Origin of the sequence: Sphaerisporangium rhizosphaerae, assembly GCF_042665155.1 — a bacterium.
GTDB lineage: Bacteria > Actinomycetota > Actinomycetes > Streptosporangiales > Streptosporangiaceae > Sphaerisporangium > Sphaerisporangium rhizosphaerae.
Genome location: NZ_JBHTCG010000017.1, coordinates 102,526 through 115,433 on the forward strand (window position 1 = coordinate 102,526; position 12,908 = coordinate 115,433).

Below are 12,908 nucleotides of genomic sequence, written 5' to 3' on the forward strand. Positions count from 1 at the left end.
ACTCGCCATCAGGGAACCAGGGACCACTGCCACGGGACCGGAGGATCCCGGGGAGCGTTGCCAGGGGACCGGAGGACCCGGGGAGCGCTGCTACGGACCGGAGGACCCGGGGAGCGGTCCCGGGGGAACCGGCCGTTGCCGGGAGACCCTGGGGCCGCGGCGGTGGCTACCGTGGAGGGATGGAGAGGATCCTGGTCAGTGCGTGTCTGATCGGCCGTCGGGTGCGGTTCGACGGCCGCGCCAAGACTCTCGACGACGCGCTGCTCGCCCGGTGGCACGCCGAGGGGCGACTGGTGCCGTTCTGCCCCGAGGTGGAGGGCGGGCTGCCGGTGCCGAGACCGCCCGCCGAGATCGAGGGCGGAGTCGGCGGCGCCGCCGTGCTGTCCGGGGTCGCGCGCATCCTCACCCCTGACGGCGCCGACGTCACCCGGCACTTCCTGGCCGGGGCGCAGGCTGCGCTCGCGGTCGCGCTGTCGATGGGCGTCAGGCTCGCCATCCTCAAGGACGGCAGCCCGTCATGCGGCAGTCTGCGCGTCCATGACGGCACCTTCCGCGGGCGGACGACCCCCGGCGCCGGCGTGACGGCCGCCCTGCTCGAGGCCAACGGCATCCGCGTCTTCACCGAATCCCACCTCCCCGACGCCGCCGCCCACCTCCACCACCTGGAATCCACCCCGACTTGACCCTGGGGCCCGGAGGGCCGCCGTACGAGTGGCGCCGGCATCGCCGTACCGCGTCCCACTGTCGCGGCGCCATTCAGGGGCTCGTTGTGGGAGAGGAGTCGGGGCGTTGTGGAGAGGGCGGTGGCCTTCGCACGCGCATTTCGGGGGGCCGGAGGTTGTGCTGTTCAGGGGTGGTTTTGGTGGCGGGGTCAGGGGTTGAGGGGGTCGGATGGGTGGGCGTCGCCTATTACGGCTTTTTCGTCGGGTTTGAAGACCAGGACGGTGTCGATGTAGGACTGCACGGCCGCTTCCAGGCCGACGTCGCGGCCGGCGGCCTCGGACATGAACCAGCGGTGGTCGAGCACCTCGTGGAAGAGCTGGGCGGGTTCCAGCTTGCCGCGCAGCTCGACGGGGATGGCGTTGACGGTCGGCTGGAAGGTCTCGGCCAGCCAGCGGTGCGCGACGATCGCCTCGTCCTCGTGGCGCAGCCCTTTGGCGACCCGGAAGGCGTCCAGGTCGTTCAGCAGCCGCCTGGCCTGGTTCTCCTCGACGTCCAACCCGGTCAGGCGCAGCAGGCGGCGCTGGTGGTGACCGGCGTCCACGACCTTCGGCCGCACGATCAGCCGGGCGGTGCCGGCCTTGCGCCTGACCATCATCTCGGCGACGTCGAAGCCCAGGGAGTTGAGCCGCCGGATGCGCTGGTCGACGCGGTGCCATTCCACGTCCTCGACGATCTCCTCCTGGGTGAGCTCGTCCCATAGCCGGTGGTAGCGCTCGATGAGCTGTTCGGCGAAGGCCAGCGGGTCGATCGAGGGGTGGAGCAGGCCGCCGGCCTCCAGGTCGAGCATCTCGCCGTAGATGTTCACGTGGGCGACGTCGATGTCGTGGGAGCGCTGGCCCTGGGTGAGCACCGGGTGCAGTTCGCCGGTCTCGGCGTCCACCAGGTAGGCGGCGAACGCGCCCGCGTCCCGGCGGAACAGCGTGTTGCTCAGCGAGCAGTCACCCCAGAAGAAGCCGGCCAGGTGCAGGCGCACCAGGAGCACCGCGAGGGCGTCGAGCAGGCGGATCAGCGTGTCGGGGCGCAGCGTTCCCGACAGCACGGCCCGGTAGGGCAGCGAGAACTGCAGGTGACGGGTGATCAGCGCGGAGTCCAGCGGCTCCCCGTCGGCCGAGGTCCTGCCGGTGACCACGGCCACCGGCTCGACGGAGGGGGTGTCCAGGCGGCTCAGGTCCCACAGGAGCTGGTACTCGCGTTTGGCGTACCGCTGGCTGATCTCCTTGATCGCGTAGACCCGCCCGGACAGCCGGGCGAACCGGACGACGTGCCGGGAGATGCCGCGCGGCAGCGTCACCAGGTAGTGCTCGGGCCACTGTTCCAGCGGTAGGTCCCATGGCAGGCGGATCAGGTCGGGATCGCTGGGGGCGCCGGTCATCTGGAGCGGCAAGCTCGTGCTCCTCGGAGATCGATGGGTTCGAGGGGATCGGGCGGGATCAGGGGGGATCGGGGGGATCGGTGTATCGGTGGTGCGGGCCGGGTCGCGGGGACGGGCGGGGGCGACAGGCTCGATCGTGGACAAAGGGTCGTATAAGCCTATTCGTTCCGTTCCTTCCGGCTCCGACGCTAGCCGTTCCGCGCGCGTGACGCCGGACCGGTCCGCCTGGCGGACACCAGGCCCCACCGGAGGGAGGCGGCCGGACGCCGGCCGCGCCTGCGGCGGTGCCAGGCCTGGCGCGTGGCCGGCGTTATCGGATCGTGACGATCGGGCTGGGTGGGCGGGAAGGCGACCGGACCTGTGAGGGCGTGCGGCGGGGTCGGCGGGCATCTGGTCTAGACCGGGTATGGGGGGTGTCGAATTACCGGCTGTTTGTGCCATCATCGGCCCATGACCTGTGCCGTTGTGAGATTACGCCGGGGTTTCCTCACGCCTCCGGTGTGCCTCTCTGTCGCGGGTCGAATGCTGGTCGGCCACAGCTCGATCACGGGTTGGCCCATACCACTTGACGGTGTAGGGGGATGGACGTACGTTCCTCCAAACGTTTAGGAAACTTTCCTAATTGATAGCCCATTCTGGAGGGTTGCATGTCCAACTCCGCCGGCACGCCCCGAGAGATCACCCGGCGGCAGATGCTCCGCCGGATCGGCCTCACCGCACTCGTCGCAGGACCGGCGGCCGGCGTGCTCAGCGCCTGCGCGACCAGCGGCACCGGCACCGCCGCCCCCAGCGCCACCGCGAGCGGCGCCGCGACCTCGGCGGCCAACCCCTTCGGGGTCAAGGCGGACGCCCCGCTCGAAGTCGTCATCTTCAAGGGCGGCCTGGGTGACAGCTACGCCACCGACGTGCACGAGCCGCTGTACAAGAAGGAGTTCCCGAAGGCCTCGGTCAAGCACGTCGCCACGCAGCAGATCTCCCAGACGCTGCAGCCCCGCTTCGCCAGCGGCGACGTCCCGGACTTCATCGCCAACTCCGGCTCCGACCTGATGGACAACGGCGCCCTGCAGTCCGAGGGCCAGCTCCTCGACCTCACCCCGTTGTTCGACGCGCCCTCCATCGACGACCCGAGCAAGAAGGTCAAGGACACGCTGATCCCCGGCACCTACGAGTCGGGCCTGGTCGCCGGCAAGCCCTACATCCTGAACTACGTCTCCAGCGGCTACGGCCTCTGGTACAACGCCAAGCTGTTCCAGGAGAAGGGCTGGGCTCCGCCGAAGACCTTCGACGAGTTCAAGACGCTCTGCGAGACGATCAAGAAGGCCGGCCTCACGCCGTACGCCTACGCCGGCAAGAACGCCTCCTACTACCAGTACTGGATGATCCTGATCACGGCCGCCAAGGTCGAGGGGAACCAGGTGCTGATGGACATCGACAACCTCGTGGACGGCGTCTGGAACCGTGACTCGATCAAGCAGTCCGCCGCCGCGTGGGCCGAGATCGGCAAGTTCATGGACAAGAGCTACGAGGGCCTGATTCACACCGAGGTCCAGACCAGGCAGAACCAGGACAAGGTCGCGCTGTACCCGTCCGGATCGTGGCTGGAGAACGAGCAGAAGTCCAACACCCCGGCCTCGTTCGAGTACGCCGTCACGCCGACCCCGAGCCTGACCACGGCCGACAAGTTGCCGTTCGAGGCGATCCGCTCGGCCGCGGGCGAGCCGTACATCATCCCGGCCAAGGGCAAGAACACCGCCGGCGCGCTTGAGTACGCCCGCATCATGCTCTCCAAGGAGGGGGCGAAGGGCTTCACCGAGAAGTCCGGCAGCCTCACCGTCGTCTCCGGCGCCGCCGAGGGGCTCTCGCTCAGCCCGGGCCTGAAGAGCGTCAACGACGCCCTCACGGCCGCGGGCAGCAACATCGTCACCTACAGCAGCTTCGAGAACTGGTACAAGGAGCTGGAGACCGAGCTGCGCAAGCAGACCAACTCGCTGATGTTCGGCCGCATCTCGGCCGAGGAGTTCTGCGCCAACATGCAGAAGAAGGCCGACTCGGTGAAGGCCGACTCCTCCATCACCAAGCAGAACCGGACGGTGTAGTCGATCATGCGGCATGGCGACGGCGGGCTGGCCGGGTGGCTGCTCTCTGCCAAGATGCGGACATACGGGTTCATCGTGTCCTTCCTGGCGATCCCGGTGGTCCTGTACGTGGTCTTCGTGATCAGCCCGTACATCCAGGCGTTCTACATCTCGCTGACCAACTGGAAGGGCATCTCGGCCAACCCGCAGTACATCGGCTTCGAGAACTTCGGCCGGCTGCTGGGCGACGAGGTGTTCTGGGCGGCGGTGCGCCACCACGCCCTCCTGCTGCTCGCCATGCCGCTGATCACCATCGCGATCGCGCTCTTCTTCGCGTTCCTGCTGAACGTCGGGGGCGGCGGCGGGAGCGGGAAGACCAAGGGCGTCTGGGGGTCGCAGTTCTACCGGGTGGTGTACTTCTTCCCCCAGGTGCTGGCCGTCGCCGTCGTCGGCGTCCTGTTCCAGGCGATCTACCGCCCCGACGGCACCGGCGTGCTGAACGGCCTGCTGGCCACCGTCGGGCTCGGCCCGGTCGGCTGGCTGATCAACACCAACCTCGCCCTCTGGGCGATCATGGCCGTGGTCGTCTGGCAGTCGGTCGGGTTCTACGTCGTGCTGTTCTCCGCCGGCATGTCGGCCATCCCGCGCGACGTGTTCGAGGCGGCGGCCCTGGACGGCGCCGGCCGGTTCCGGCTGTTCTTCAGCATCACGCTCCCGCTCATCTGGGACACCATCCAGGTCGGCTGGGTGTACCTCGGCATCGCCGCCTTCGACTGCTTCGCGCTGGTGCAGGTGCTGTCGGTGGACCGGGGCGGCCCGGACAACGCCACCACGGTGCTGCCTCTGGAGATCTGGCGCACGGCGTTCACCTTCTCCAAGTTCGGCTACGCCTCGGCGATGGGTGTGGCGCTGTTCTTCCTGACCATCACGTTCGCGGCGCTCAGCCTGCGCGTGACGCGGCGCGAGAGGATCGAGTTCTAGTCATGGCGCTTCAGACCGATGCGGTGCGGGTGGCCAAGGCGCCGCGCGCGGCCACGACCCGGCGCCGGCAGAACCCGGTGGGCGTGTTCGGCGCCCTGTCGCACGTCGCCCTGATCGTGTGGACCATCCTGGTCGTCGGCCCGATCCTGTGGACGTTCCTCGCCTCGTTCAAGACCAACCCCGAGATCGTCGGGGACGCGCCCCTCGCGCTGCCGCACGACTACAGCTGGGCGGCCTGGGGCCGGGCCTGGGACAAGGCCCACGTCGGCAGGTACATGCTGAACACCGTCTTCGTGGTGGGCGTGAGCACGTTCTTCACGATGCTGTTCGGCTCGATGGCCGCGTACGTGCTGGCGCGCTACCGCTTCTGGGGCAACCGGGCGATCTACTTCCTGTTCGTGTCCGGGCTGTCCTTCCCGGTGTTCCTGGCGCTGGTGCCGCTGTTCTTCGTCGTGCGGAGCTTCGGCCTGACCGACACCTTCACCGGCGTGATCCTGGTCTACATCGCCTACTCGCTGCCGTTCACGGTGTTCTTCCTGACCGCCTTCTTCAAGACGCTGCCCACGTCGGTGGCCGAGGCGGCCATGATGGACGGCTGCTCGCACACCCGCACGTTCTTCCAGATCATGATGCCGATGGCCAGGCCGGGCCTGATCAGCATCACGATCTTCAACATCCTCGGCCAGTGGAACCAGTATCTGCTCCCGATCGTGCTGCTGTCGGGCAACGTCGAGGACAAGTGGCTGATCACGCAGGGCATCGCCAACATCAACACCAGCGCCGGGTACGAGGCCGACTGGCCGGGGCTGTTCGCGGCCCTGAGCATGGCGATCCTGCCGATGCTGATCGTCTACATCGTCTTCCAGCGGCAGATCCAGTCCGGTCTCACCGCGGGCGCCGTCAAGTAGCGCCGCACACCCCTCTGCCATCTCTTTCGCTATTTGTCGGATAAAGACTCTTTCGTACTTCCGGCAACTGGTGGAAGATCTCCGGCAAAGACGTCTGTCACGTCCTGGGCCGGCCGGCCCGGGCGGAGGGGTGAGGCCGTGAGCGAGTCGTCGACCCATCGCAGGAAGAGACGACTGACCGTACTGTTCATCGCCGCCGTGCTGGCCCCCGTGGGGCTGGGGGCGGCTCCGGCCCTGGCGGAGCCGCCGCCCGCGCCGGCCCATCCGTGGCAGGCCGACCTGTGGCCGCAGCGGCAACCGTGGCAGGAGGGGGAGCCCGCCGCCCTGCTCCGGGGCAGACCCGGCGGCCCGGCCGTGATCGACCCGCAGAACTGGAAGAACCCCGACCACATGACCTGGGAGGACTACAAGCCCGTCCCGGGCACCGACTGGTCGGACCCGGCGGGCGCCGCCTCCAAGCGCACCTTCAAGGGCGCGCTCGTCCTGCTCGACTACCCCGGCCAGTCGTTCGTGGTGACCCGCCCGCAGCACTCCACGGTCTTCGGCAACCCGAGCACCGAGGCGCACGACATCCCCCGCGACAAGGTCGCCCAGTTCTACAAGGACTTCCTCAACACCCCGAACCAGCTCAACCGTGGCCACACCATCAACGAGTACTGGATGGAGGACTCCGGCGGCCGGTACGGGGTCGACCTCACCGCCTTCGGCCCGTACGAGATGCCCGGCAAGTCCCACGAGTACGCGATGGAGTTCCAGAGCGGCACCGCCTGCCCGGCCGGGGACACCTGTAACCGCAACATCCGCACCGACGGACGCGCGGCCTGGGCCGCCGACGCGGGCGAGACGACGATCGGCCAGTACGACTTCGTGTTCTACCTGAGCGCCGGCCAGGACGAGTCGTCCACCTGGCAGGAGTTCGGGCCGATCAAGTTCCCCACCAAGGAGCAGGTCACCGACCCCTTCGGGCCGCCCGACCCGGCCCTGCCCAACTGGGCGAGGACCCGGTACGTCGAGTGGACCTCCTGGGCCTCGGCGTCCACCATCTGGCCGAACGCGGGCGGCGGCTCCTCCACCCAGGCCGAGAGCTCCGGTCAGGGCGTCTACGCCCACGAGTTCAGCCACATCCTGGGCATCGGCGACAACTACAACAACCCGTTCGGGGTCCCGCCGCGCCGCGCGTACACCGGCATCTGGGAGATGCTCAGCCGGGGCAGCTTCAACGGCCCCGGCGGCCCGCACAGCCGCTGGACCATCCCGCCGACGGGCGGCGGCTCGATGGGCGCCCAGCACATGCTCCGCAACAAGATCAAGCTGGAGATGGTGGACGAGAAGAACGTCCTGCGGCTGTCGCGGGAGGCGCTGGCCGCCTCCGGCCTGGTCGTCGCCCGGGTGAAGGCCCGCGAGGCGCAGCCGGGCGACAGCGAGCTGTCCGGGGTCAACATCGCTCTCGGCACCGGCGACCTCAGCCCCAAGTGCGACGTCACCACCGACCCGCTGTGCGACGGCGGCGGCTACCAGAACTACACGGTCGAGGTGGTCGACCGCATGGGCGCCGACTCCTTCACCCCCGACTCCGGCGTGCTGCTCGCCAAGACCAAGAACCAGGACCAGGCGCCGTTCGAGTGGGTGATCGACGCCAACCCGCAGGACATCGGCATGACCGACTACGTCCTGCCGGACGGCACGCGGGTCCCGATCACCATCGGTGACTACCGGCAGCTCTCCGACGCCCTGTTCCACGCGGGCACCGACTCCGGCAGCGAGTACGAGTACGTGGACCAGGCCAACCGCCTGCACTTCTACGTGCTCGGCCTGCAGCGCGACAAGAAGGGCATCCTCTCCTACACGGTCGCGATCCGCTCGCTGGACGGCGCGGGGCCGCAGCGGCACGGCGTCAGGGTCCTGCCCAGCGCGGCGGTCACCACGGGCACGCAGTGGGCGGCCTGCCGCTTCCCGCTCGCCAACACCGGCAAGGCCGCGGCGCCCCAGGGGCAGCACCCGGAGGACATCAGCGCGTACCTGAAGTCCGACGTCTACCGCCTGTCGGCGAGCGTGGAGGGCAAGGGCTGGTCGGCCTGGACGCCGAACACGCTGGCCGCCGTCGGGTTCGGCGACTCCACCCTCGTGCCCGTCTACGCCCAGCGGGCCAAGGGCGGCGACCACCTCGGCCGGCTGAAGCTGACCGCGACCTCCGAGAGCGACCCCGCCAAGACCTCGACGGCGACCTGCCGGCTGGTCGGCGTCTGACCGCACCGTCCGTACCACCGGCGCCCGCGGGCCCGGTGGTACGGCGTCGCCGCGCCCGCGGGCGGGCATCCGTCACCGACACACATGAGAGAGAGCCATGCCGCACATCGAATTAGGGAACGACGCGCCCGGCATCGTCGGACTGATGCTGTACCGGCCGGACACCGCCAAGGTGCTCAACGAGCTCGCCGAGATCCTGCTGCGGGGCGAGAACACGCTGACCAGGGGCGAGCGCGAGCTCATCGCCTCCTACGTGTCCGACCTGAACCGCTGCCGGTTCTGCCACGGCTCGCACGCCGCGTTCGCCGCGGCGCAGCTCCCCGGCGGCGCCGAGACCGTCGCCCAGGCCTGCGCCGACCTCGACACCGCCGACATCTCGGCGAAGATGAAGGCGCTGCTGCGCGTCGCCGGCGCGGTCCAGCGCATCGGCACCGACGTCACCGCCGCCCTGGTCGAGGCGGCGCGCGAGAACGGCGCCACCGACCGGGAGATCCACGACACCGTGCTCATCGCCGCGGCGTTCTGCATGTACAACCGGTACGTCGACGGCCTGGGCACCTACGCCCCGGAGGATCCCAAGGCGTACGAGGAGATGGCCGGCCTGATCGTCGAACGCGGCTACGGCGCCTCGGTGGCGGCCAGGCAGGAGGCCTCCGCCGGGTGACCCGCTGACGAATGTTCGCCGGGCCGGCCGCCGTTAGGGTGGCGCCGGTTTCGCCGTACCCATGACCGGCCGCTGCGGCGCCGGAGAACGCATCCACTGGGGCGGTGAATATCCCCGGCCCGGTCGAAGTAAGTGGACACCGCGCTCTGTGAGCCGGGCCGCCGGGCCCGCGCGACAACCCTTCCCGCCGCGTGCGAGACTCCTGGCATGAACAGGTTGGACGAAGCGGCGATCGCCACCCGGCTGAGCACGGTGCCCGACTGGAAGCGCGAGGGCGACGAGATCCGGCGCACGATCGTCGCCCCCGACTTCCGCACGGCCATCGCCATCGTCAACGACGTGGCCGAGCAGGCGGAGGCCATGAACCACCACCCGGACGTCGACATCCGGTGGCGGCGGCTCCACCTGGCCCTGACCACCCACGACGCCGGCGGCCTGACCGAGAAGGACTTCACCCTCGCCGCCCGCGTGGACGCCATCGCCGCCGACCACGGCGCCACGTCCTGACCCTCGGCCCGCACGGCGCCGCTACGAGGGCGGGGCCGTCGTGAGGATCTCCACGGTGCCGTGCTCGCCGTCCACGCGCAGCAGGTCGCCGGTGCGCACCCGGTCGGTGGCGTTGCCGCAGCCGACGACGGCCGGGATGCCGAGCTCGCGGGCGACGATCGCCGCGTGTGACAGGGGAGCGCCCACGTCGGTGACGACGGCCGCGGCCCGCGGGAACAGCGGCGTCCATCCCACGTTGGTGACGGTCGTGACCAGGATCTCGCCCGGCATGAGAGCTTCGCCCTCCTCCACGCTCGCGATGACCCGCGCCCGGCCCTCGACCACGCCCGCCGCGCCGGGGAAGCCGGTCACCGCCTCGGCCGCCGGCGCCTCCCGGTCGTGCTCGTCGTACACGTCGCCGCGCCGCGCGGGGTCGGCCGCCCACCGGAAGGGGTCGAACCGGCCCCTGATCAGCGCGGGGTAGGGCGGCAGCGCCCGGTAGCGGTCGTAGAGCCGGCGTCGTCCGGCGACCGCCGCGAGCGCGGACGCCCCGTCCGCCGCCCCGTCCGCCGCGTTGCCGGCGCCCGGCGCGTCCCCGGCGCCGCCGCCGGGCGATCGGGCGTCGAGGACGGCGAGGATCTCCTCGACGGACAGGAAGAACAGGTCCTCGCCATGTCCGGTGATCTCGCCGGCGCGCAGCACGAAGTCGCGCACCGCCCAGAAGGCCCGGACCACCTCCGAGCGCGCCACCTCCCGGTCGCGGAGCGCCCTGGTCATGCGCGCGACCGTGCGCCGGGCGCGCCGCACCTGGCGCGGGTGCTCTTCCGCCAGCCGGCGCCACGCGGCGGCGCGCCACTCGCTCTGGCGGGCGAGGAGCGCGTCGAGGTCGTGCTCCGCCTCGCGGAGGCCGGCGAGCTGGGCGTCGATCCACCGGGGATCCTCGCCGGGGCGCGCGACGGAGACCTCGAACTCGCTCGGCCCCCTGTGGCCCCACTCGCGGGCGAAGGCGTCGCGGTCGATCTCGCCGCGGGACAGCCGGTCCAGGCCGACGAGCAGGCCGAGGCTCGCCAGGGCGGAGTCGCCGCCGTGCAGGCCGCTGCTCAGCGCGGCGACCTCGGACTCGCCGACCAGCTTGGCGAGCCGTATGCGGCCGAGGCCGAGCGCCCCGCTGTCCTGGCGGGTGGCGGCCTCCAGCATGTGCGAGCATTCGAGCAGGTACGGGCCGAGCTCCTCACGCCACAGAGCGGCCAGAGCGGCGGCCGTGGGGGCCGCCGCGACGCGTCCGCGCAGCGCTTCGCACCGCCCCGGCGCCGTGGCGAAGAACTCCGGCAGCCGGCGGGTGTTGACCCGTACTTCCCGCTTGACCGCGACCGCCGCCGGGAGGATCAGCCGGGCCATCCGCCACCACGACAGTGGCACCGTCGGGATGTCCATGCCGGCGGGCAGCCTGCCGAACACCGGCTCGATGAACATGGCGAAGCGCTTGCGCAGGCCGAACGCCGCCGCGAGCGTCATGGCCAGGCTGAGGTTCATGTAGAAGCGCCCGCCGATGCGCCCGTAGGCCCGGAACTCGGCGACGGACGAGGTGCGCATCGCACCGGACATGAAGATCTCGACGAAGGAGTAGGTGCTCGGCGTCATCACGTCGGGGATGGCCTCGCCGAGGTTGCCGTTGCTCCACAGGTAGTCGCCGGTGAGGCTGTCGTTCCACAGGTCCGCGGGCGCCGCGGCCTCCAGGGCGGTGATCGGGCGGGCCTGCAGGATGGACGGCCGCCCGGCGTGCAGGGCCCACTCGACGTCCATGGGAAGGCCGTACAGCTCCTCGACGCGTTCGCCCAGGCGGGCGAGGGCGGCGATGGCGGCGGCGTCCAGCACCGGGGCGGCGCGCAGGTCCTCGGGCACCGGCACCTCCGCGGTGCCGGCTCCGGCGCGCACGGTCATCACGGCCTTCTCGGCGGTGTGCCGGGCGATGACCGCCCCGCCCGGCCGGGCCACGACCACCGTGTCCGGGGTGACCTGACCGCCGACGACGGCCTCTCCGAGACCCCACGCCGCGTTGAGTACCATGCGGTCGCGCGCCCCGGTGACCGGGTCGGCGGTGAACAGGACGCCGGCCGCGTCGGCGGGCACCAGCTCCTGGACGACCACCGCCATCGTCACCTCCTCGTGCGCGACGCCGTTGCCGGCGCGGTAGGCGATGGCCCGGGCGGTCCACAGGGAGGCCCAGCAGCGCCGGACGGCGTCGATCAGGGCGGCCTCGCCCTGGACGCCCAGGTAGGTCTCCTGCTGCCCGGCGAAGGACATGCCCGGAAGGTCCTCGGCGGTGGCCGAGGAGCGCACGGCGACCACAGGCTCGCCGAGGGCCTTGTACGCCGCGCGGATCGCCGCGCTCACCGGCTCGGGGACCTCGCGCCCGGCGAACAGCGGCCCGATCGCCCCCTCGTCCTGGGCGGCGACGGCGGCCAGGACGGCCTCGCGCAGCCCGCCGGCGACGAAGCGCTCGTAGGCCGTGGTGGTGACGTGGAAGCCCGGCGGGACCGGCAGCCCGGCGGCGGCCATGCGGGCGAGCGAGGCGCCCTTGCCGCCGGTGAGGGCCAGGTCGGCGGCCGGGTCGGCCAGGGGCAGCACCAGAGGGGGCTCGCTCACGATCGGTAGTCCTCTCCGAGGTCGGTCGTCGTCAGGGACAGCCCGAGCCGTTCGCGGGCCACACGCAGCGCCTCGTCCAGAAAGGCGACGGCCGCCCCGGTGGCCTCGGCGGTCTGGCCGGGGGTGAGCGGGCGGCCCGCGTCCAGGGCGCGGTGCAGGGTGTCGGCGAGGAGTTCCGCCAGGTGCTCGCCGGAGAGCCGGTGGTCCTCCGGCATCCGCGGGGTGATCATGAAGAAGCCGTACATGGTGCCGGTGATCACGTTCACCTGCTCGACCGCCGACAGGTCGGTGCGGACGGCCCCGTGCTCGCGCAGCGCGCCCAGGTAGACCTCCGACAGCGAGCGCATCGCCGCGGCGGTCTGCACGGTGGGCTTGTTGCGGATCAGCTTGCCGAGCACCTCGGCGTCGCTCAGCAGGCTGGCCTTCATCAGCGGCCGGGTCATGACCGCCAGGGCGAGGTGCCGGAACAGGGAGCGGGGCGTGGCGCCGCCGGGGTCGGCGGCAAGGCCCGCGCGCACCTGTTCGAGCATGGCGACGCGGTCGCGGCGCAGCAGGGCGGCGAACAGCGCCTCCCGCGACTTCCAGTGCAGGTAGATCGTGCCCTTGGCCACCCCCGCGGCGCGGGCGATGTCGTCGATGGTCGTCTTGTCGTAGCCCCAGCGCAGGATCAGCTCGGCGGCGGCGTCGAGGATGCGGTGGGCGCGTTCTTCACGGCCTGGCCCGGGGGGAGCGCCTCGGCCGGCGCGAGGTTCGGTGTCGGGGGACGGCATGGCCTCACTCACGATGGACGGATGACCAGATAAGCT

Annotated in this window: 10 protein-coding genes; 7 read left to right on the plus strand and 3 right to left on the minus strand. The window is 70.9% G+C overall.

Going from position 1 to position 12,908, the window contains the following annotated elements; genetic code table 11:
- Positions 1-179: 179 nt before the first annotated feature.
- Complete coding sequence (locus tag ACFQSB_RS24125) at positions 180-683, plus strand: 2-thiouracil desulfurase family protein (RefSeq protein WP_380829263.1); 504 nt, start codon at positions 180-182, stop codon at positions 681-683.
- Between the two features lie 188 nt (positions 684-871).
- Here the strand turns inward: ACFQSB_RS24125 and ACFQSB_RS24130 are convergent, their stop codons facing one another.
- Positions 872-2,107, minus strand: a complete 1,236-nt coding sequence (locus ACFQSB_RS24130) for a DUF4032 domain-containing protein (protein ID WP_380829264.1) — start codon at positions 2,105-2,107, stop codon at positions 872-874.
- A gap of 635 nt (positions 2,108-2,742) precedes the next feature.
- Between ACFQSB_RS24130 and ngcE the strand changes: the two genes are divergently transcribed.
- The 6 genes from ngcE (at position 2,743) to ACFQSB_RS24160 (ending at position 9,477) form a co-directional block, all read left to right on the plus strand.
- The gene (gene ngcE, locus ACFQSB_RS24135) at positions 2,743-4,191 is read left to right on the plus strand and encodes an N-acetylglucosamine/diacetylchitobiose ABC transporter substrate-binding protein (RefSeq protein ID WP_380829265.1); all 1,449 of its coding nucleotides are present in this window, start codon (positions 2,743-2,745) and stop codon (positions 4,189-4,191) included.
- A 6-nt stretch (positions 4,192-4,197) separates the two neighbouring features.
- Positions 4,198-5,151 carry a carbohydrate ABC transporter permease gene (locus ACFQSB_RS24140; RefSeq protein ID WP_380829266.1) on the plus strand — a complete coding sequence of 318 codons (954 nt, stop codon included), beginning with the start codon at positions 4,198-4,200 and terminating at the stop codon, positions 5,149-5,151.
- A 2-nt stretch (positions 5,152-5,153) separates the two neighbouring features.
- Positions 5,154-6,059 (plus strand): carbohydrate ABC transporter permease, encoded by a 906-nt coding sequence (locus ACFQSB_RS24145; protein ID WP_354840793.1) that lies wholly within the window; start codon positions 5,154-5,156, stop codon positions 6,057-6,059.
- A 138-nt stretch (positions 6,060-6,197) separates the two neighbouring features.
- On the plus strand, positions 6,198-8,306 hold the full coding sequence (locus ACFQSB_RS24150) for a M6 family metalloprotease domain-containing protein (RefSeq protein WP_380829267.1): 2,109 nt from the start codon (positions 6,198-6,200) through the stop codon (positions 8,304-8,306).
- 97 nt (positions 8,307-8,403) lie between these two features.
- Positions 8,404-8,970 (plus strand): carboxymuconolactone decarboxylase family protein, encoded by a 567-nt coding sequence (locus ACFQSB_RS24155; RefSeq protein ID WP_380829268.1) that lies wholly within the window; start codon positions 8,404-8,406, stop codon positions 8,968-8,970.
- A 207-nt stretch (positions 8,971-9,177) separates the two neighbouring features.
- Positions 9,178-9,477, plus strand: coding sequence for a 4a-hydroxytetrahydrobiopterin dehydratase (locus tag ACFQSB_RS24160; protein WP_354840802.1), 300 nt, complete (start codon positions 9,178-9,180; stop codon positions 9,475-9,477).
- Between the two features lie 21 nt (positions 9,478-9,498).
- Here the strand turns inward: ACFQSB_RS24160 and ACFQSB_RS24165 are convergent, their stop codons facing one another.
- Both ACFQSB_RS24165 and ACFQSB_RS24170 read right to left on the minus strand, forming a co-directional pair.
- On the minus strand, positions 9,499-12,102 hold the full coding sequence (locus ACFQSB_RS24165) for a PEP/pyruvate-binding domain-containing protein (RefSeq protein WP_380829269.1): 2,604 nt from the start codon (positions 12,100-12,102) through the stop codon (positions 9,499-9,501).
- Positions 12,099-12,884, minus strand: a complete 786-nt coding sequence (locus ACFQSB_RS24170) for a TetR/AcrR family transcriptional regulator (RefSeq protein WP_380829270.1) — start codon at positions 12,882-12,884, stop codon at positions 12,099-12,101. Before ACFQSB_RS24170 ends, ACFQSB_RS24165 begins: the two co-directional genes overlap by 4 nt.
- Between the last annotated feature and the right edge of the window lie 24 nt (positions 12,885-12,908).